Below are 21780 nucleotides of genomic sequence, written 5' to 3'. Positions count from 1 at the left end.
AATTGACTTGATTCAGATATGATGTGAAAACACAGAACTTATTTCACAAGGACAGGCAAGCCTTACATAAATTTAAAACGTTACCCTTGAATCAAATTACAATAATGGTTCTTAGCAAAATTTTTCCATAAATCATGAAGTTCTTCAACTTGTTCATCTCGTAAGTGTAAAAAAGCACTCCTAAACTCTAAAATTAAATCCTCGTTTAGAGAAATAAATCCTCCCCTCACCTGTTCTTCTTCCATTAACAAAAATAGAAGGTGATTCTTACCAACATATTGATTGGTAAATAGATTATTTGACGGCTCTATAACCATTAAACGAAAAATTGAAGACGTACCATATAGTTCATAATAGGCAGATTTAGCATTTCCTGAAAAATAATTGATTCCCGTAGAATCTTCAGCCATTAAAAGTTTTGGGCCCTCCATAAATTTCCCTCTTAAAATTTTTTGAATTTCTTGCTCTTTATTCAGCATAAACTCCCTCGCTCTCCTCGACCTGCGATAAGAAATCATCTATTCTTTCTTTAAGACTTTCGTAACCAAAGGGTTTACCCTCACTATAAGAATCGTTTGGTTCAACTTGTAAATAAAGCATACTTTCTCCATAAAGATGGTCGGGTACTACAGGTTCCATACCGCTTTGTTTAGGATATAAAACTATAACTTGTTTAATCGGTGTTTTGACAGGTACTTCCCCTTTTTGTGATGCATGTGTATCAAAGTACTCGAGATTTTTGAAATCTTTTAGTTGCAGCTTTACATCTGGATCTATGTTCTGATTAATTAGATATTTATGACGCCGGCACTTCGATTCAATAATTAACCCCGCTTTATCTGTATACAAAGAGCCATCTAAACGATAAATAGTGATACGAATATCAGGCCTTCTTCCAGCATCATTGAAATATCTACTATAGCTTTTATCAATTATTGCACTTTCAATCTCGGTATCATAAGCCAACTCAATATAATGATCACTGTTTGACTTTTCAAAACGTAAAATGGTATCCGGGGGAAGAGTACCTATATGTTGATGTGGGCTGTCTTTACTTGCTAACCACCCATCAACCCACTTGTAATCATTCTCTCTAAAAATATCAATGATTAAACCTACATTATAATATTCAAAGAGTTGCCACGTCCGACGAAAGGGAATGCCGGAAAGACTTGATTCAACTTTCTTAGTCTCAAGTCTAGAAAGCTCTTTGTATAGGGTATACAACTTTCTATATCTATAGTCTTTAAGTAGACGTTGAGTTATCTTCTTTGGCTTATTAGAAGGTACTGATTGAAACCAAGGAACAGTTTCATACTGAGTAAAAAGGTATGTTATTTGACGTAGGAGATTCTTATGTTGTTCATAACTTTGTCTCTCTTTGTCTAATTCCTCAATTCGTCCTAACAAACGTTTTTCACTTCTTTTTAAGCCCTCTATAGATTTCCGATAACCAAAGGAATTATTCCCCAAACTGATTTGCTTTCTATTTTGTTCTAATTGGGCCTTTTGATATTCCATTTTTCTTGAAGTTTGATTTGCTTCCATTTGAAAGCTTACTTCAAGCTTTCTAATTGTCCGCAGAAAAAACTTAATAATAAAACGCACCCATTGATTCTCTATATTTTTTAAGGTTAATTCCGCATGTTTTTCTAAATGTAAACGAGGACTATTAGGTAAAGAGTTTTTCTGTCCTCCCTTTTGAGCTTGCCATAGGAAACTCTTTCTATTTGGCCTCCTCGAATGTGGTGTCACTCGATACTCTCCAATCAAATCCGTCATCGGATCCTTGAAAATCATTTCTAAATTAAACTGAATGTAATTTTTATGTTTATTTACAAATTGAAATAATTGAAGCAAGGTTGGGTTCATATTTGAGATAGGTATTGCCATGCCTGATTTTTGTTTAACCAAATCGTATGATAAGCCATTTAGTAAATTCTCTAGGTATTGTCGTAAATTAAGTAATGATTGCTCCGAAAAATCTTTTGAACTGACTATATAATAGGAAACATACTGTTTTTCTTTTGTAATAATTTCAAATCGATACTTATCCGGCACAAGCATATGTTCAGAATTAGTACCTCCCATAATGGTAGTTCCTTTTAAAGAATGGTGTAACTCTAAAATTTCTCCTGTTTCGTATGTTTCAATTTTTAAAATTGCTTCTGTATCGTTAGGACAAACCAGCTGTACATCGACCTTAGTATATTCACTGACTTCTATTCCTGAATATACTACTTGAGTCGAATCAAGTATTGCCTCATAAGTTTCAGGTCTAGCAAAGGGCCGATAAACTGTGAATAAGACTTTAGGTTGCATATCCATTTACACTTAACTCCCTTGCCTTTTGTTTAAGTTCTATTTTGGTTTTATCAAATGTACTTATTTTTTGGGCTGTCTCACTATTAAACAAAGAGTATAATTCCCCGTTAGGTTCTGTATTGTCAAACTCCATCGTTCCAATTAAATTTTCATATATTTCGATTGGGCCTCTTATTTTAGTAATTACTCTTTGTTTAATGAATAGATCAATTGCTTTTCCTCTTTCAATATGAAATACTTGTTCGGAATCTACTGGTAGATTATTTAAGTAGGCCCCCATCCGTATAATGTTTCGTATAGAAAAGCCCTTTAACCGATCTACTCTAGAAATAGCGTTGTCCAGCTCATCATAAAACTCTAATTCGAATTCTTCAAAGGCTTTCCAATTTTCCTTTTGGCTTTTCCATGTCATGTATACTTCTCCATAGGCATCTTCTAAACCTGAATTATAAACTTCACTTCCATCAAAAACTTCTAGTTCTTTTTTTATATCTTTAAAAGAACGCTTTTCTAAAACCACGACATTTGACCGATCTAATAACCGGTCAGAAAGATCTTTTGTAGTTTCATCTGTATTCATTGTCCCGACAATTACCAAGTTATTTTTCAAATGAATGCTATTCTTGTATTTCTGATCATTATGACACACCGAGTCTTTACTATATAAATTTAAAAACCGATCTTCTTCCTCTAATTCTAATAAGGAAATGAATGGGGCAAAGTAATGTTCAATTTGACTCAAATTCATTTCATCCATAATAAGCATATGAACTTGTTTATCATAATCTTGAGCATGTATCAAAAATTCTACTAAACCAGTTTCAGCTGGCATATAAAGTCCAGTTGCGGGATTTAAATAACCCAATATGTCTCCCGGTTCTGTATATGCAGGTGAAATAGGCATAATCAGCATCGTATCGCTTTTTTGGCTTAAACCAAGAGTTTCACCATATATTGTTGCTAATTTAGTTTTTCCAATTCCACTTTGTCCAGATAACATTGTTAGCGCACTTGATTTTATACTAGTATGAAAGTTGATTAAATCTTCCCTACTATATATTAGATTACGTGCTTTTGCCTTTGTTTCTAAATCTCGGATAAATGCAATCTCGTGAAGTTGCTTAGGACTTGTATTAGTATACTCTGGGCTTTTTTCATTCATTGCAGATTGAACATTTTCAAGTTCTACTTGAGATGTGGCATTGGTTTCTTCTTCCAACCCTCTTAGGTGTACTCCCTCAAAATCTAAACGGTCTGCAATTGTAGTCGATACAAATTCATCATCAAAAAACACAATGAAATCACGTTCCGAACCTATATATTTAAGTTTCTCAGCTTCCATCAGTTCCACCCGTTTTACAGTGCTTGGTGATATAATGACACGGGCATTATGATTGTTTGAAGAATCGATTCTCCATTGATTCTCTTTAATATTCCCATAAATATAATCGCCACAAAGAACATAAAGGGGAGCTGGCATGGCATGATTGTATTGCTCTAAATTGATAGGCTCTTCTGCTAAAAGTTTTGCTTCAAATTCATTTGGTGTCAAGTTTACTTTTGGTACCGCGTAGAAAGATACACCTTCCCTACAGTCTTCCTCAACAATGATATCATCTATGTTTTTATAATAACGTTCGGTTCTTTCTTGTTGAGTTAATAATGGTTTAAACAATAGGAGCTTTCCTTCGAATTTTTCTTTTATGTATTTAATCTTCTTATTTATATCTGTATTATATTTAAATTCAAGAGGCAAGTTACTAATACTTTTACTGCCTACTCCAATATACATTTTATTCATTCCGACCCTATTTTCAACTTGTGTTATTTCTTTCGGTTCTTGGCTAATGGGCTTCACAAAAAAGACAACATCATTCATCTGTTCCGAAAATGAAACAGGTTCTCCAGAATCACCCATTCTTGGTAGATAGTCATCTTTTGATGCCAAAACTCCGACAACATAATTTTCTTTAATTTGATCTAATATATTTGGAGGATATAATTTCATTATAATACACCCTTCCTTTCCATGGTTTTCATGTATCCAATCCATTCAACAAATTCCTTATAGCTCTCAAACTCTATTCCTTTGTATACTTTGTTATATTTTTCAATTTCTTGTTTAATAACTTTAAATTGTTTTGTTGATAACCCTTTCATAAGCAGGTACACAGTTTTAATATCCGGATTATTAAGTAGGTTTTTAATTTCCATTTTGGAGTCAGCATGAACAATTGTTAACTCCGGATAGATTTCCTTAACCCAGTCGTAGTCTGTTAGACAAATAATTCCCCATTCTGTATTAAATGAATACTCAGTCTTATATTTATTTACTCTTTCAAGCTCTATTATTTTTTTAATATTCATTTCTTTTTTCAGTATATCAATCTGGTTTCCAAGATCATTTTTTAATTTTGTTTCGGACCTTTCATGTTCTTCCAATGTCCTTTCAAATTTCTTTTCTTGTTTGTTATACTTTAATTCCCAATCATTTAATTGTTTCTTGAATTCTTCCCTCTCTTTAGAATCTAATTTCAAGCTCTTGTTTATTTTTGTAAGCTCAGTCTCTAAGTTTAATATTTCCGTATCCTTTGTTTTTAATAAATTTTCCAAACCTTGTTTCTCATCTTGGGTTTTGCCCAGTTCTTCATCAAGTTTTTTCTCTAAACCGCTAATTGCATATTCGCTTTGGTTTTTAAGAAGTTCATACATAGCCTCTATGGCAAGTAACATTAATATGTCATGTTCCTCATCCTGATGGGTAATAATATAAGCAGCATGTGAGATTGGAAGTCCAAACATCTTATAAATCTCTTCACTTTGATTGTAAAAGCGTAAGAGGTCATAATTCTTAATTTGATCTTTACATTTTTTTAATAGAGATGAGTACTCGTCAAATTGGTAATCTTCCAAGACTTCTATAATCTTTGATGGTGCATTTTCGCCTATATAAGATCTGTATTTTCTAATAAATTCTTTTAATTCTTCAACTGTTTTAATTCTTTCATCAAAGTTAAGGGGATCTATTCCTTTTCTAATGTTTTGATCTATAGTATCTAACCTTATTCTTGTTTCTTCTGGAAAGGTTAGTAACAGGTTAATAAACCGTATATAGTCAGGAATATTTTTTCTTTCTTCATTTAGAAGTAACACTTGGTCTGAAAATGACTCGGCATTTTCTTTAATAATATTTTGTGAATTAATATAAGTGTAAAAAGGGTCAGGATGCCCCTTTCTTCGCTGACGAATCATTTTCGGTGTCATAGACTTAAAAATTTTTTTAATATGTTGCTTTTTTTGTTCAAGAGTAGCCGTTGTGGTTTTACGAGTACCCGTTGGTGTTTCATTAAAAAATTTGAGTATATGGTTTGCTTCTTTATCATCTATTAAGTATATATATATATCTATTTCGCTCATTAAACGTTCCCCCTTGTTGCGATATCCCTATATAGTAATATATTACCACAACCCTTTTGCTTCTAATACTGAATTGGTTTGAATCATCTTTTAACTTCGGTACAGATAAAAGTAATTTTCCGACAAATGCATGCCCCGATAGTTCCATAAGAAAAAGCTGCCTTATAGACAGCTCCGATCTTCAGCTAAAGCACCTGTTAGTTTTATAAGAAAAGCGAAACCGCGCTCGATTCTTGAAGAAGGAATAGTTGAAAATCTTTTTAACTATGTCCTAGGTAATTGAGATTGATATTGTGAATACATCCCGTTGCTAAATTCAATATAAAAATCTAAATCCTGTGTATTAACTTCTTCCTTATTATTCAATTTAACAAATATAACTGTAGCTTTTTCAATATCAGAAAATTGATAAATCTTTCCCATGAAATCTATAGTACGTTGGGGCAATCCAGCAAATTCTTCAGCATGATTAATTATATTTTTTAATTGTCTACTGAAATATAACATTATATCTTCTGAGCTAGCTTTCCCATCTTGAATTTTTTTTAATAAATCAGAATCCTTCATCATTGAATAGACAGTTTCTAATTCAATTCTTCCTTCATTTAATTCATAATAACCATCTGATGGAACATGTTTATTAGGTATAGAGTATTCTATATTTAATAACTCCCCAGCATTTGCATATTTCAATAAATTTGGTACAGATACAGTTGACTGATTAAGGTATTGCATCAATAAGAGATAAAATAACATTAAATTATTTTCAGCAGTATTTTTAATTAGTACAGGAGTGGTATCTTCATTGGGTAGAAGATTAATGTCCTTCAAGCCTTTCTTTGATACATTCACAATTAATCCTTTATCTAACACACACAATGCACTAATCTGTTTATGTTTTTCCACTCCATTATTTTCTTCAACTAGATTATCTAATAAGGTTTCTAGAGTTGTAGATGACGTAAAGGCAAATACAAATCCAGCTGTGGGTGAATTTATTCCATCCAAACTATCTTTAACTAATGATTTAACACTTAAGATATTATTTACACACTTACTTATTTCAGTTTTGTTTAATGATGATTTAACCTCTATAACTGAAAAAACACTCTCTATGGGTACCATTTTTGTAGACTGCATATTTAATAAAATAGGACTATTAAATGAATCATAAATGATAATATCCTGTTGCCTACTTTGCACTCCAGTTCCATCAATTATTACTCCATTATTCATCTCATATTTAGTAGGAATATATTTTCTTAAATAGCTGAGCAAAATCTCTTCTCTACTACTACCTCTTTCTCCCATATGGTTAATGTTTCCGGTTACTTCTTCAAAGTCAATTTGCATCTTCTTGGCTGAAGCATGAATAGACTGTTTAATCATTGTTTTACCCCCTTAATTACCTCTTATTTATTATAATTAACATACATCATAAACATAAAAAGTTGTATGAATCCTTACTTATTTTGTCTATATTTACCTTCTTATCAGTTTAAAATTGAACTTTTAATTTTTATTGTAATCAGCCATGTACTATCTGTGGCTTTAAAACAATTACACAATAACACAATTTAAAAGGGATAAAAAAAGAACCTCTAAAGAGATTCATTAAGGAAAAAAATCTGCCAAATTAATTGGAGGATGTTTAGGTGTATCTTCTAATTTATCCACTAATTTTCCATTTTCATCAAAAATGTAAACGGATGGTTTCCAAGTCATCCAATCTGATGCTGCAGGTACCAAAAAGTAAGCACAGGCAATAATCAAAGATAATTTAAGTAAATTTTTCATTTACATCCTCCCGGTTAGTGTATTAATAAAAATCCTTTATTTTATATCTCTTTTCCACGTTTTTCAGGTATTTAGTGGTGTTCTCATTAAATACTTTTATAATCTTGTTACAAGAACTCATCTGTTTAACAAGAGTTTCATATCTATCAGGATTGGTGGGTTCCTCGATGAGCTGATCATATGCAACAGTGACCGAATGGATGGCACCTACGATTGTGAAGTATCTGCTTGTAAAGTCATAAGGAATATTTGCTCGCTCTTTTTCTAATAATGTATGTTGTTCTTCGAAAAAACCTTTGCTGTTTTTAAGAATTTTTAAAAGTCCTGCGTTTCTATAATCTTGTTTATCTATCATTTCTCCTAATACTTTCAATGTCAATTGTTCCACCTGAGATAGATAACCCAAATGAAGAGTAATAATTTTCATTGTGCCATAGCAACGAAAATTAAATTCCTTGTTTTTTTGCCAGTTGTTGTATATCAGTATCAATACTGCTACCGAACCAGATATAAATGAACCGATTAATGAACCATAAAAACTGGGTGGCAGCCCTGCACTTTGAACTGCTGCGCCGATTAAGAACATATCTATCCCCCAAAATTAGCATTACCTTTTTTCTTCTTATTATCGCACATTAAGAAAATAATGGAAATGATTACAATGAAAGAACTCCCCGCAGGGAGCTTTCTAATACCAAAACAAAATCCAATCTTTCCTAATCCACGTTTTCCTTCCATCTCTAAACCTTACTATGTAATATTGATCATTTCCAATACCAACGATTATCCCAACTGTGAAACTGTTCCACCTGTTCTTCGCCTTGCCTACATAAACTTTCATATTTAACATTTAAATTCCCCATCTTACTTAATGAAGTGGAGTATATTCTATTATATTAAACTCCCCTTACTTATTCAGGTGGAATTTCTTCTATTAAACTAAAACGCTTCTAGGGTCTAGCCTATAAAATTTTTAATTATGAACAAAAAAAGAACCTCTAAAGAGATCCTTAAAATATATTTTTAGTTGATTAATTCTAAAAAGGTAAATTATCCTTTATTATAGGGTGTACTTTTCTTACTAAATCTGTAATGTCATTTTCTCCGTTGTAAACAACACTAACAATTTGAAAGTCGTTTGGATAGCGAACAGAGTTTTTTATCTTTTTTATCCACTCATAAGCTGATATAGCAGCAGTCCATTCCTGTTCTGTTCTAAAGTCCGTTGTTATTACTGAACAACTACCAGACTGTAAGAACTTAGCACCGTTCGCAAACACTTGAACCTCAATCTGAATTTCCATTGTATACTCCTAAATCTCTGTGGTTTTTCCTTCCTGAATAAAAAAGGGCTTTTTTTTAATCCTCAACGATCACACTAATAATTTCATTAAACTTAATTTTCTCGTAGGAACTATCTTTCTTCTGAATACTTAACTCTTTCGTGACAGGATCAATATACACACAGTATCCATGCAGTTCAATTGGATTTCCCCGGTTATGCAATCTAAAGCTTATCGGTAAATGATATTCCATCGCATAATGAATGTTGTTTTCAAATTCTTCAACCTGGTATTCATCAAGGACAGGTTTTTTATTTAAGAAATAATCGTCCTTATCCTTTTTTTTATTTAATGCTTTATGTTCTGGTAACATCAATGCTGCTTGCCATTTAATGATTCCTCTATCACGAATTGTACCCATTAGAAAGATCCCTCCTTTTCATTCATTATATACGAACTAACGTTCTTGTGAAAGGCAGAAAAAAATGCCTATTCCAGAGAAGAGTCACTTTTAGTGATCCTTAATGAACAAACGCACCCGTTAGTTGAAGAAGAAGAAGAGATTACTTATTCCTTGTTACTATTTGGGTCACTTTTTATTTCGTTAATTCGTTGCAAGTTAAGCCCTGTAAACCTTTGAATCATTTCATCATCTAAATTTTCACTTATTGCCAATTTAGCGATTTCTTCAGTTCTTTCTTCTACTGCAATCAAACCTCTAATAAACGTATAGTCTTCAAGCCTCAATATATCATCTGCCGTTTCACCATCTAAGGTGAACACACACAAATAAGAACCTATATATGTGTCCTTCAAATAAATCCTTAATTCAGCTTCGATAAACTCTGAGTAATCATAAATTATGGCAAGTGATATTTTATGAATAATCAATTCTAGCCAACTTTTGTTGATACTATTAAAAAGGTCCTCTAATTCATCGTCTTCATTTATTTTGGCATTATTTATCCCACCCCAAAAGCCTTGAATAGTGCGTTCTTCTATTTTATGCAGTGCAATTAATTCCTTAAATGCTTCAATGTTCATTTTATCCTCCATACTTAACTTCTTCTTAGCAAAATCAGAAAATTTCGATGCCCTCTTCAAGTATTGCACCCGTTAGTTTAATAAGACAAAATAATAGCTAATATACCGAAAATAGAACCTATAATAATCAAAATAACTACTCTTGAGAATTTCCTTTCCCATTTACGCAGAAACCCCTTTGATAAACTCCTATCATCGTTAGTTGCCTTTTTTAACTCCATACCAAATCTTGATGTCTGAAAAATTAAATATAAAAAAATGCTGATTGAAATTATAGCACTAATTAGTCTTAACCAATCCATCAATTTCACCCTCAAAATTAAAATGTTGCAGTTATACATTCAACTATAAAATATGGTTACTCTTTCTTCAACTAACCTGCCCCTTTAGTTCCATAAGAAAAAGCTGCCTTAAAGACAGCTCAGATCTTCAGCTAACGCACCCGTTAGTTTAAGTACAATATTTCACAAACTTCTAACTAATAAAAAAAAGACGGTGACTTACATAAGTCATCGCCCCGATATTACTAATTATTCAATGCACTAGTAGAATTCCACTCGTCAACTATATGGTCCCTAAAATGAGCTACTTTAATTGTTTATTCATTCCCCTCTGGAAGTACAACAGTAAATGGTTTTAATTCCTTAGCTGGGACAAAGCTTGAAAAATCAAATAGCAACATTGTATTTTCCAGCTTAAAATTCTCAATCCTTTCTTCTCCGTTTAAGTCAAAAGTAGATTGGAAGTGTGCTGTTGCCTTATCAATCATTTTTACTTTATTAAAGGGAATACCGTGGTTTTTAGGAGGCCATGGATTTTCCGGGTCGATCTTAGTTAAATATTCCTTATCAACCAACCAGAAAAGGTATTTCAAATTATGGTTAATTATTTCAAGTTTACCTTTACTCAAATTCTTCGGAATCCCTGTAAGTTGATAATCTATTACCAATTTCTCACCTTTTTGAGTAACATCATTTACCTGCAGGCCTAAATTGAACCGTGTGCTTTTTAAGCTGAAAGATTTAATATTCAAAAGCTGTTGAACTTTTGGATCTGCTGCAGATAACTGAGGATAAAAGGTAAGTGAAGTAATATCTGAATTGAGCTTGGTCATTTCTCTTCTCATGGTACTTTGATATCCATCATCTTGTTCTGACTCATCAAGTAAAGTTCCATCTCCAAACCTATACACTTTTCCTTTATTATCAACTGCTTTTATATAAATATCATCACCTTTGTATTTCTCAACGGTCTCATATATAAGTGAAGATGATGCCTTTGCAGTGAGTATCTCTTTAATACGGATTTTTACCTCGTCTTCTGGATATCCTTGCTCTTGATTAATAGCAAGTGTACGATTTTTTTCTTGTTGAATTGGAATATCAAAATTCCATTCACCTTTTATCCCGTTGATATTATGAATCGTTATGGGAAGAGTAGAATTCTCCATAAATGATTTATAAGGATATACCATTTTCCATTGAAAGTTATATCCATTTTCCACTTTCTTAATGTCATTTGACTTTCCATTTAGCCAAGGGTCATGATCCCCTTTATTGTGTTCAAAGTTTACATCAAAGCTTACTTCTCCTTTTTCGTTATGCCCCTTTTCAACATCTTCATCTACAAATCCTGTGATTGATACTACATTGCCATCAAAGTATGCGCTGGTCAGTTTTACAGTTACCCCATTTTTTGTAATTGATTGGTTTAATTCTGTAACTGCATCCTGGTTAGCTAATTCTACGCCTGTTGAATCATTAAATTCTTGAAAAATCCCGCCTATTAAAGGGGTATTAGCTAATACTCTATTCATTGTAGGATTAACAAATCCTGAGGCAACGGTGATCCCAAGAAGAGCAGCTGCAGCAGCTGAACCTGCAAGAACTTTCTTTATCTTTATTTTCCTACCTTGCCCTGACATTTCTAAGCCTTTATCAATAGCGCTAAACACTTTTTCTTTTGGTACAACTATTTTTTCAATAGCACTTTTTACTTCTTTGTTATCCATTGCATTTGCCCTCCTCTTCTTTATAGGACTTTTTTAATTCGGCTTTCCCCCTGCTTAAATAAGTTTTTACAGTCCCTTGGGGGATCTCCATGATTTCACTAATGGTTTTAATAGAATAATCATAGTAGTAAAACAAAATTATGGCGGATCGATAATTCCCTTTTAACTGTCCGATCGCATTTAATAGATCTATTGCTTCGTCATGACCTGAATGATAGGTTACCGTTAAATTAGACAATACTTCGTCTGTTAGCCGCACAATATTATTTCTTTTCTTAAGGATTTGGCCAGCACATCGGATAATGATTTTTGTAAGCCAAGTCATAAAATATTCCGGATGCTTTAACGAATGAATACTCGTAAAAGCTTGATACGTTGCCTCTTGAACGACATCTAATGCATCCTCTTCGTTATGTACATAAAGATAAGCAGTCCGGTAGACTCGTTCATAGTGCTGCTTTATGAGTTGTTCAAAAGCTTTTTTATTGCCCCTGATTGCTTTTTTAACCATCTTATCATCATCAAACTTCATCTCTCTCAACTCCTTTCAACCATTAGTGGAATATATCTTCAGAAAAAGTTTCAAAAAGTTAAAGTATTTTTGGAAAAAGCATAACATGCAAATAAAAACCTAAGTTAAGAAAATAAACAGAAACCACTTTGCGATTTCTGTTTATTTAAACTGTTGCTTTTTTTTGATAGCATTTGAATTTGTTGAGTGTATTCTGCAACTCAAAGGTTTTGTGAGTTTACACTTTATTCTACAAAATCGCTTATTGAACTATCCTGCCCCGTTAGTGCCATAAGAAAAAGGCTGCCGCAGCAACCCTTGTTATTGAAGTAAGCACCCGTTTATAAAAAAATAAAGTTAAGTTATTAATCGGTATTAATCTAAAAATAATTTCTTTTGATTTTCTGCAAACCAAAGGATTGCTTGTTTTTCCATTTCTTTAACAAATGTCTCTTTTGCTGGACTATACTCACTTGTGTTATCAAACCGTTTCGCCAATTTTTCTTTAAAGCTACTATATCTTGTTACTTCTTCTGGGTGAGACCGCAGATAATCCCTAAATATTAGATGCCGTTCGATTTCGGGGTTATCAAATTGATAAAAATGTATATGATGAGTTCTTTTTTCTCCACCTTTTTGAAATAACCTGCGACCTGTAATCCCCCATTCTCCAGCAATATCATACCCAAGGTTATACATCTTCTCATTAAATTTATCAACCTTCTCGATGTCTTTTACGATACACATCATATCAATTACAGGCTTTGCCTTCATACCACAAACTGATGTACTGCCAAAATGTTCAAATCTGATGATTTCATCCCCAAATATTGTTTTTAAAAATTGAACCTCATTTTTATACATTTGTGCCCAATTTTGATTAAATTCAGTTAGCCGAACTTTCATTTGGATACCTCCCTTATCGACCTACAGTAATTACTTTATTACACTTTCTTTTGCTTAATAACAAAAAGAAGTTATAATTAAGCATTTTTTTCCAAATAAATATAAGTCTTATGTAGCTAACCTGCCCCGTTAGCTTATGTACATTCCTTTTACAATTCGTGCTTATTTCTTTTTTCGAATAAAAAGAGAATACGCTACCAGTAGCAATCCTAATATTATAGGCAAGGTTGAACTCAAGATTTTCACCTCCAAGTATATTCCTTATTCAAGTAAACTGGCCGATAGTTCCATAAGAAAAGCTGTCTTTAAGACAGCTCTGATCTTCAGCTAACGCACCCGTTAGTTCAATAACACCCTTGAGAGCAGCAGGTCACTAATATTTCACGAATGTGGTAACGCTTCGTTTTGATGCAATAGTTCGTCTGGAAAGCTTTTCTTTCCATTTCTTTGAGTCTAATTGATATTCACCGTATTGATCTTTGTAAGTTTTTTTAAAGAGATTAATTGTTCTGGCCTCTTCTGGATAATTATGTGATAAGGGATAACCCAGTCGTCCTTCCTCAAATATATATAGTTCTACAACGTCCCCTATTTCCATAAATGAATCTAAGAATGTAATAAATTCAATATCTTCACCTCCAAGTTCATAAACATAAGGAAGGGTAAACGGCAAACTTTCCTTATACGCTTCACCATTTAGAAATGGATAATTATTTTCACTTGTGTGATATTCAGGAATTGGTTTTAATGTAGCGATAAAATAATGAGCTGTCATTGAAAAATCCCTTTCAAAAATACAATATTCTTATTAAAGCAACCCATCATAAGTACAACCTTGAATAATATCAATATTAATGGTTCACCTAACGTCTTCTTTCACCAAACTGCATCGTTAGTGCCATAAGAAAAAGCTACCTTATAGACAGCTCCGATCTTCAGCTAACGCACCCGTTAGTTATATTAGGTTAAGGAACCTTATTTCATTTTAGGCTTTATTTTCTGTTCAAATTCATCTTTGGCTATATCCCAAACTTCATATTCTTCACCAAACTTATCTCGAACATCTTGAGCCATTAAATCAGTAATTATTTCATAATCATCTACTATATCTTCGTTAAGGATTCCCTTAACTGTACTCCACTTAATAAATTTATCATCACTTGGGCTGATAATATAAAAATATCTGATTTCAAACTTGTTTATCATTGGTCCCTCCAGGATGAATTTTGGGTTTAAATCTTAATTCCAGTTTACAATCCGAGTTATGTCCTCTTAAACTATCCTGCCCCGTTAGTGAAATGACCCTGTTATAAGTACAATACCAATAAGGATAGCCCCAAGTGACAATATTAAAAGAAAACCTTCTATACTTTCTGTAAACAAAATATCAATTATTCCTAAAATTAAAAAAACCACTTTTTTGGATGTTTTAGTTTCATCTTTCTTAAATTCTATATACGCATAAACCAAAAAAGATATAAAAGAAACCAAACCTATTAAAAAGAGAAGTAACCCAACGAACATTACCATAAAAGTTTTCCCTTCGTTGCCATTTGTTGTGAAGCAAAAGCACCCATTAGTTCCATAATAATCTTTATAATTCATCGCTTTTTTTTATTCGTTGACTGGTTCTATCGTTTCAACTTCTAATTTGTTTTCCTTTGTGTAACCTTTTCTTAAGGTAACAGGCACTTTATCCCTTTCTTTTATCTGATTGTAATAGTCCGAATGGTCATATCCATATACGATGACGTTATTTTTATATCGGAGGGTGAGTTCCCATTCCGACGCATCATCTCTTACGTGTTCTTTTTTGACTACGGTTGCTTCTACTATTTTCTCTTCAAAGTGGTCAATCGGAGGACCTTCGGAACAACCAGATAACATACCTATTACAATTAATAAAACCCATACTACATTCATTATTTTCATTTTGCGAACCTCATTCCTTACACCCTCTAAAAGAGAATAAAAAACTAACCTGCCCCGTTAGCTCGACAAGCAAATAGTCAATCTACGAAAAATAGACCCATAAAGCGAAAGCACCGATTACAACTGGAATAAGTGTTAACAGTATAAGAATTATTTTTGCAAGAATGTACGATTTACTCGCAATTTTGTGAAAAAGAATCATATCCTGTTCTGACCAAGAAGCATAGGTATCATTTCTTATCCATTTCCACTTCTTAACTTCCTTCCTATGCTCCTCTTCCGTATATTTTAACAAGACCCATATGAAAAAGATTATTCCTGGAATTAGAAACAACAATCCAACAACCAAAGCATCCATTTTTCTCAATTCCTTCTTATAATTTCACTTTTCTATTCGTTTTAAAATCCAATAATTTTTCAATCCTTCTTCAACTAACTGCCCCTATAGTTCAACAAGTAAAATTTACTTACGATTTTTGAACAACTTTATATTTTGCGAAATAAGGGAAGCTAAGCATGACGGTAAAAAATAAAACTAGTATAATCAAAAATCCTATATAAAAAGGAATATAAAAAGGGAGGAGATTACTTGAGTTAAGAATGAATAAGACAATTGGTACTAACAATGCAACTATGATTCTGGTCATCATAGTAACTTCATGTTTAGTTCCGCATTTCTTGCATATAAGTGGCTGATAACCAAAACCAGCAGTAGTGCTCCTTCCCACTTCTCTCCATGTAAATTGATTCCCGCAAATTTCACACTTTTGTATGTTCAAAGAAAACACCTCTTTTACAGTGAATCTTAGCATGAACTCTAAACTTATTCTTCAAGAAAAATCCCCCAAAACTTATGCAACTAACCTGCCCCGATAGTTGCATAAGAAAAAGCTGCCTTAAAGACAGCTCTGACCTTAATCTAACGCTCCCTTTTAAAGCAATAAGGAATTTCTCATAATTAATTAAAATGATTATCGAATTTATCACCACTTTAGTAAAAAACTATTCGTATTTATTTCATTTTATCTCTTGAATTTGCCCTTATTTTAAAGTCATACCCCATTCTCTTTCCCAACTACGTAATAAAAGATATCGCTGTATTCCCTTTGTTTTCGAAAGAGCGTTGCGTGCATGACTGAATGCATCTTCTTTCCGATTCTCTTTAACCAAAAGTTCTGTTGTTAATGCTTCCTGCATCCACATTTTCGGATTTTGTTTAATATATGACCAAGCACCTTCAAAATCATTAATCAAAATCGAACGAGCTGCTTGGTAATAAAGAGTAAAAGCTGACTTTCTCATGCCGTTTAAGATCTTTTCCATTTCTTCTGGTCGTTCGTAAAAATAGGCATGAATTAATTGGTTCTGTTTTTTTACAATAGGCAGGTGAAAACCTTGATTGATTTTTCTAATGGACTCGTCCACATCTTTTTCAATTCCATTAGCAATTCCATAATAAAATCTATAAAAAGGATTCTTTTTATTTTTTAAAATAAGTTGTTCTATTTTTTCTACATCACCTATTCCCCAATATAATCGGAATTTCGCATATATAAGGAAGTACGCAATAATGATAATGACGAAAAAGGAAACAAGAGGTTCAGGAAAGTCTAAAAAACCCCCTATAAAGGAAATTACTAATCCAAAAATCATCGCATATACAAATGATAACCAATTCATTTTTTCTCCTTATACTTATTATGTCTTTTCTTACTATACAGCTTCTAATATTGAGAATGATCAGTCGTAACTGATCGTAATATTTCTTCAGCTCTCGCAACCCGATAAACAAAGAATTATTCATCGAGTACCATAATTGAATTAATCTTTTGAAATTTTTCTTTAGTAATAAAATTCCAAATAAATACAAAAATATAAAACACTGTGAAACAGACAATTAATTTAATTAATTGGTTAAGTATCCACATATTTGATATTTCTACATCTTTCATAGAGTCCAAAACAACATAGATAATAAATATTGTTATAAATGATTTTTTATCCATAAATTCACTTCTGTCCGCCTATAATCACATTTTTTTCATCATAAGCGAAAAAAATTCTATTTCGTACATGAAAATATTTCCACACCTTTGAACTAACCTGCCCATTTAGTTGCATAAAAAAAGGTTGCCTCTGCAACCACCCTTATTTAACTATAGCACCCGTTAGTTTAGGTTCATTACTTCACAAATTTGTTTGGGATAAATATTTTGGAGACTAATTTCACTCAAAAAGTCACTCTTTCTGGATTTACTTTGAATTCAAAAATTCGTTCAGTTCTCTCACTTTTTCTTGTACATCAAATACATACTCATTTTTAGAGAACCTATATTCATCCCCCTGAATAGTTTTAATAATCAGTACATCATATGGACGCTTTCCACTTTTCACGATTTCTCTTTTCACACCAGTAGTTCCAGGACTTGCAAAAAACAATATTATCCGAACAAGCAAATTAGGCTTTACTTCCTCTATCCATTGCTTATTTACTTCTTCGGATGTAATTTCATAACTTTTAATATCGGTTAATTTGATTTTTTTTGATTCTATTTCAAAGAAATCTTTTCCCATAAAGTAACACCTCACAAATATATTTATTCACTGTAATATACACTATAATGCAATTAACCTGCCTTGGTAGTTCTATAAGAAAAAGCTGCCTAAAAGACAGCCCTGATGCAATCCCTGTTATTGGACTAAGCACACGTTAATTTAAGTGAGTAAATGCATAAACACTAAAACAAAAACAAATAAAGGCAAATATAAATAACAATGTTTTGGTAACCTGATATGGTAACAGTCTCAATAAGATGACAACGAATAAAGAGATGATGACACTAATGATTGAATCAGCTCCAGAACCATCTAAACCATCGTTTTCGTGTCTTTTTTTATTATAGGCGCATCCACCATATAACGCTACAAAACCAAACAACACAGACATTGCTCCTAATAAATCCATTATCTCACCTTATACTTTTCACTCTGTAATGCAAAGAAAAGCCAAATCAGAACCATAAAAGTTACATATTCTGTACCTTTTTCTATTGGATGCCCAAGAATCAAAGCAATTATATCTGTACATATGTTCGATAAAAATGAAAGAATAATCGTAAGAAAAATTGTATTAAGAAACAATTTAATAAATTTAATCCTTGAAATTTTAAGAAAAGCCATAAAAACCTCCAAAAACCCCTTTTTTCTAGTTGTGAACAATCATATTTTACTATACCCAAATGTTTTTACATATGGAAATTCAATCCTTTTTTATATGCGTTGTTGAACTATTCTGCCCCGATAGTTTCATAACAAAAAGGCAAGCTTCATCAACCTTAGAAAGAACAATTAAATAGGTAATATTAATGTGTAGGCTTGATGGTATATGATGGGCACCTTTGATTAAAAATTACAAAAATTACCGACTATACTCCTATTATATCAATATATTATACTATATCTTAGTGATTCAATTGCTAGGTGAATCAATTTGAGCAAGTATAAAAGGAGAGAAAAGCGATTGATAGAGGTAAAGGGTAAGGTCAAGAAATTATCGAAAAAGATTTATCCTTTTTCGATTGGATTTTTATGTGTAAGCTTATTTTCTCCTATACTTATACCTGTTGCTCAAGCAGCAGACAATCCTCCTTGGGTAAGTCCCGTACAGGTATCTCCCTTAGCTACTGACGGAAAAACAACATCGGGTGATGTACAAATTTCTGTTAAGGCAGGAGATGACCTAGGAGTATCAAAAGTAGAATTTTACAGTGCCGATGGGAAGTTTCTAATTGGGAAGAAGACTTCTCCCACCTTATACTGTAAAATGGGCGACCGACCCATGGGTTTCTGATGGAGAACAAATCTTAAAAGTGATTGCCTACGACAAGACAGGGCACAAAGCTGGCACAACCCGAAAAGTCTACATACAGAATGATAAAGTTGCACCTTCTTCACCAACTAAATTGCACACCACTGCCAAAACTAATAAAAGCATCTCTCTAGCATGGAGTGCTTCTACCGATAATGTTGGTGTAGTGGGATATGACATCTACAATGGTCAAGTTCGTATTGGAACCTCTACAAATGCGAGTGTTATCTTGAATGAATTAAAGCCAGGTACAACGTATCATTTGTTAGTAAAAGCTAGGGATCATGCAGGGAATATTTCGAAGGCAAGCAATACAATTAATGTGACGACAGAAGACTTGCCTCCTACTGTGAGTTCCATAGAGGTATCTCCTTTAGGTAAGGATGGAAAAACCATATCAGGTAATGTAAAACTTTCCGTCACAGCAAATGACGATAGTGGTATTTCAAAGGTTGAATTCTATAGTAAAAATGGTGGGTATCTGATTGGGACCAAGACATCGGAACCCTATTCCGTTACTTGGTCAACTGATCCGTGGATTCCAGATGGGGAACAGGTTGTAAAGGCAGTTGCCTATGATCTATCGGGGCAAAAAGTTGAGTCCTCTCAAAAGATTTACGTTCAGAATGATAAAAGTGCACCTTCGGCACCAACGAATTTGCATACCACGGAAAAAACAAATAGAAGCCTTTCGTTAGCATGGGATGCTTCTACTGATAAAGTTGGCGTGGTGTCTTATGATATTTACAATGATCAGGCTCTAATCGGGACTTCAACTAGCCCGAGTATTACTCTGAACGACTTAACACCAGGGACAACGTACCATTTGTCTGTAAAAGCAAAAGATCGAGCAGGGAATGTTTCAACGGCAAGCGATACATTTAATGAAACTACTCAGGACCTTCCTCCTACTGTGATTCCCCTAGAGGTATCTCCAGTAGAAAGTGATGGAGAAACTGTAAAAGGAAACATCAATTTATCGACCAAAGCGTCAGATGATACGGGGATATCAAAGGTCGAATTCTACAGTTCAAATGGACAATATTTGATTGGAACAAGGACGTCCGAGCCCTATTCCATCACTTGGGCTACCGACCCATGGGTTCCTGATGGATATCAGATCGTAAAGGCGATTGCCTATGATCAATCGGGGCAAAAAACTGAAACATCCAAAACTGTATTCGTTCATAATAAAATGGGGCCTCATGCACCCAAGAATTTCGATTTGACAGGGAAAACCGATCATTCCATTTCTTTGAAATGGGATGCCTTATCCGATAATGATGGTGTATCAAGCTACTCCATTTATCAAAACAACGTTAAAATTATGGACACGACAAGTACTCACTTTGTTGTAGGCGGACTAACTCCGGATACCCAATATACATTTTACGTTACGGCAAAGGATGCAAAAGGACAAGAATCACCTGCGAGTCAAAAGTTAACCGTTTCGACTAACTCACCGATGCTCACGCCTCCAAGTCATGTGGTTTCTGGTTACTATGCAGGCTGGTCTACCTATAACGGATTTAACGTATCGGACATTGACGCTTCTAAGTTAACACAAATCAATTATGCCTTTGCAAATATTGGGGATGATCTAAAGATGCAGGTAGGAGATCCCGATGCCGATATAGAAAAATCATTTCCAGGAGATTCTTCAACGGATGCGTTTAAAGGGAATTTCAATCAACTTAAAAAACTAAAGCAAAAATTCCCTCATCTAAAAACGGTCATATCAGTCGGTGGATGGAACTGGTCCGGTAAATTTTCCGATGCGGCATTGACCGACTCCTCCAGAACTGTCTTTGCTGATAGCGTTGTTAAGTTCTTAGTAACGTATGGTTTTGACGGCGTTGATTTTGACTGGGAGTATCCGGTTGGGGGAGGATTGAAGACGAATGTTACTCGTCCAATCGACAAGACGAATTATACGCTTCTCTTGCAAAAAGTTCGTGAAAAACTGGATGCGCAGCAAGCGTTAGATGGGAAGAAATATACTATTTCTATTGCTGCCGGTGCTTCATCTTCTTTTGCTGAAAGCACGCAATTGGATCAAATTGGTAAAATTGTAGATTATGTTCAACTTATGACCTATGATATGCATGGTCCATGGGAAAGCCTTACCGGCTTTAACTCCCCTCTAAATGCCAGTTCTGGAGAACCTTCCAATTCACCGAGTGACTCGCAAGCTGTGCAATTATTTTTAGACAACGGGGTTCCTGCAAATAAACTCGTCATGGGTATCCCGTTTTATGGGTATGAATATAAGGGTACTAATAATACCAATAATGGATTGAACCAATCTTACACGGGTGTTGAGTCAGTTAGTTATAATACAATAGAGAAAAACTTTATCGGAAAAAATGGATTTGTCCGATATTGGAACGAAGATTCCCAAGTTCCTTATTTATGGAACGGATCCACCTTTATTAGTTATGACGATGCAGAATCGATGGATCAAAAAGCAGATTTTATAAAATCTAAAGGATTAGCAGGAGCCATGATTTGGGAGATCAGCCAAGACCCCAATGAAGTCTTGCTGAACCAACTAGCAACAGATTTAAAGTAAAACAAAGAAGGGCCATATTAATGAACTGCACCCCAATTGTTAGACAACATCTAACAATTGGAGGTGCAGTTTTTTTGACTAAATATACGATAGACGAAAAATCAAATGCAGTTT

Annotated in this window: 23 protein-coding genes; 2 read left to right on the top strand and 21 right to left on the bottom strand. The window is 33.5% G+C overall.

Features of this window, described 5'->3' with window-relative positions; all coding sequences use genetic code 11:
- Positions 1-80 precede the first annotated feature (80 nt).
- From ACFRAK_RS14420 to ACFRAK_RS14320, 21 genes are all read right to left on the bottom strand, one after another.
- Positions 81-479, bottom strand: coding sequence for a hypothetical protein (locus tag ACFRAK_RS14420; protein WP_394571929.1), 399 nt, complete (start codon positions 477-479; stop codon positions 81-83).
- Positions 469-2328 carry a hypothetical protein gene (locus tag ACFRAK_RS14415; RefSeq protein WP_394571928.1) on the bottom strand — a complete coding sequence of 620 codons (1860 nt, stop codon included), beginning with the start codon at positions 2326-2328 and terminating at the stop codon, positions 469-471. Before ACFRAK_RS14415 ends, ACFRAK_RS14420 begins: the two co-directional genes overlap by 11 nt.
- Complete coding sequence (locus ACFRAK_RS14410) at positions 2312-4333, bottom strand: hypothetical protein (RefSeq protein ID WP_394571927.1); 2022 nt, start codon at positions 4331-4333, stop codon at positions 2312-2314. The genes ACFRAK_RS14415 and ACFRAK_RS14410 overlap by 17 nt, the downstream gene beginning before the upstream one ends.
- On the bottom strand, positions 4333-5742 hold the full coding sequence (locus ACFRAK_RS14405; RefSeq protein ID WP_394571926.1) for a hypothetical protein: 1410 nt from the start codon (positions 5740-5742) through the stop codon (positions 4333-4335). Before ACFRAK_RS14405 ends, ACFRAK_RS14410 begins: the two co-directional genes overlap by 1 nt.
- A 264-nt stretch (positions 5743-6006) precedes the next feature.
- Complete coding sequence (locus tag ACFRAK_RS14400; RefSeq protein ID WP_394571925.1) at positions 6007-7131, bottom strand: DUF6602 domain-containing protein; 1125 nt, start codon at positions 7129-7131, stop codon at positions 6007-6009.
- Positions 7132-7356: 225 nt separating this feature from the next.
- Entirely contained in the window at positions 7357-7539 is a 183-nt protein-coding gene (locus tag ACFRAK_RS14395) for a hypothetical protein (protein ID WP_352928089.1), read from the bottom strand.
- 22 nt (positions 7540-7561) lie between these two features.
- The gene (locus ACFRAK_RS14390; RefSeq protein ID WP_394571924.1) at positions 7562-8125 is read right to left on the bottom strand and encodes a hypothetical protein; all 564 of its coding nucleotides are present in this window, start codon (positions 8123-8125) and stop codon (positions 7562-7564) included.
- Between the two features lie 451 nt (positions 8126-8576).
- Positions 8577-8843 (bottom strand): hypothetical protein, encoded by a 267-nt coding sequence (locus ACFRAK_RS14385; RefSeq protein WP_394571923.1) that lies wholly within the window; start codon positions 8841-8843, stop codon positions 8577-8579.
- Positions 8844-8898: 55 nt separating this feature from the next.
- The gene (locus tag ACFRAK_RS14380; RefSeq protein ID WP_394571922.1) at positions 8899-9243 is read right to left on the bottom strand and encodes a YolD-like family protein; all 345 of its coding nucleotides are present in this window, start codon (positions 9241-9243) and stop codon (positions 8899-8901) included.
- Positions 9244-9389: 146 nt separating this feature from the next.
- Positions 9390-9866, bottom strand: a complete 477-nt coding sequence (locus tag ACFRAK_RS14375; protein ID WP_394571921.1) for a hypothetical protein — start codon at positions 9864-9866, stop codon at positions 9390-9392.
- A gap of 598 nt (positions 9867-10464) precedes the next feature.
- Entirely contained in the window at positions 10465-11877 is a 1413-nt protein-coding gene (locus ACFRAK_RS14370) for a DUF4179 domain-containing protein (protein ID WP_394571920.1), read from the bottom strand.
- Positions 11870-12409, bottom strand: a complete 540-nt coding sequence (locus tag ACFRAK_RS14365; RefSeq protein WP_394571919.1) for a sigma-70 family RNA polymerase sigma factor — start codon at positions 12407-12409, stop codon at positions 11870-11872. Before ACFRAK_RS14365 ends, ACFRAK_RS14370 begins: the two co-directional genes overlap by 8 nt.
- A 354-nt stretch (positions 12410-12763) precedes the next feature.
- Positions 12764-13294 carry a GrpB family protein gene (locus tag ACFRAK_RS14360; protein ID WP_394571918.1) on the bottom strand — a complete coding sequence of 177 codons (531 nt, stop codon included), beginning with the start codon at positions 13292-13294 and terminating at the stop codon, positions 12764-12766.
- A gap of 373 nt (positions 13295-13667) precedes the next feature.
- Positions 13668-14069 carry a hypothetical protein gene (locus ACFRAK_RS14355; protein ID WP_394571917.1) on the bottom strand — a complete coding sequence of 134 codons (402 nt, stop codon included), beginning with the start codon at positions 14067-14069 and terminating at the stop codon, positions 13668-13670.
- Between the two features lie 200 nt (positions 14070-14269).
- Complete coding sequence (locus tag ACFRAK_RS14350; RefSeq protein ID WP_394571916.1) at positions 14270-14500, bottom strand: hypothetical protein; 231 nt, start codon at positions 14498-14500, stop codon at positions 14270-14272.
- An 84-nt stretch (positions 14501-14584) separates the two neighbouring features.
- Positions 14585-14824, bottom strand: a complete 240-nt coding sequence (locus ACFRAK_RS14345) for a hypothetical protein (protein WP_394571915.1) — start codon at positions 14822-14824, stop codon at positions 14585-14587.
- An 84-nt stretch (positions 14825-14908) separates the two neighbouring features.
- A complete protein-coding gene (locus ACFRAK_RS14340) occupies positions 14909-15226 on the bottom strand; it encodes a hypothetical protein (protein WP_394571914.1) in 318 nt (105 codons plus the stop codon).
- Positions 15227-15693: 467 nt separating this feature from the next.
- The gene (locus ACFRAK_RS14335) at positions 15694-16038 is read right to left on the bottom strand and encodes a TIGR04104 family putative zinc finger protein (protein WP_394571913.1); all 345 of its coding nucleotides are present in this window, start codon (positions 16036-16038) and stop codon (positions 15694-15696) included.
- Between the two features lie 229 nt (positions 16039-16267).
- Positions 16268-16906: a hypothetical protein gene (locus ACFRAK_RS14330; protein WP_394571912.1), complete on the bottom strand. Its 639-nt coding sequence runs from the start codon at positions 16904-16906 to the stop codon at positions 16268-16270.
- A 573-nt stretch (positions 16907-17479) separates the two neighbouring features.
- Positions 17480-17800, bottom strand: coding sequence for a hypothetical protein (locus tag ACFRAK_RS14325; protein WP_394571911.1), 321 nt, complete (start codon positions 17798-17800; stop codon positions 17480-17482).
- A 136-nt stretch (positions 17801-17936) separates the two neighbouring features.
- Positions 17937-18191, bottom strand: a complete 255-nt coding sequence (locus ACFRAK_RS14320; RefSeq protein ID WP_394571910.1) for a hypothetical protein — start codon at positions 18189-18191, stop codon at positions 17937-17939.
- 555 nt (positions 18192-18746) lie between these two features.
- On the opposite strand from ACFRAK_RS14320, the gene ACFRAK_RS14315 reads away from it, so the two are divergent.
- Both ACFRAK_RS14315 and ACFRAK_RS14310 read left to right on the top strand, forming a co-directional pair.
- Positions 18747-19076, top strand: coding sequence for an Ig-like domain-containing protein (locus ACFRAK_RS14315; protein WP_394571909.1), 330 nt, complete (start codon positions 18747-18749; stop codon positions 19074-19076).
- Positions 19015-21666, top strand: coding sequence for a glycosyl hydrolase family 18 protein (locus ACFRAK_RS14310; RefSeq protein ID WP_394571908.1), 2652 nt, complete (start codon positions 19015-19017; stop codon positions 21664-21666). Before ACFRAK_RS14315 ends, ACFRAK_RS14310 begins: the two co-directional genes overlap by 62 nt.
- Positions 21667-21780 lie beyond the last annotated feature (114 nt).

The sequence above is a fragment of the Peribacillus sp. NPDC056705 genome (assembly GCF_043656335.1).
This window is presented reverse-complemented; position numbering and strand designations above follow the sequence as displayed.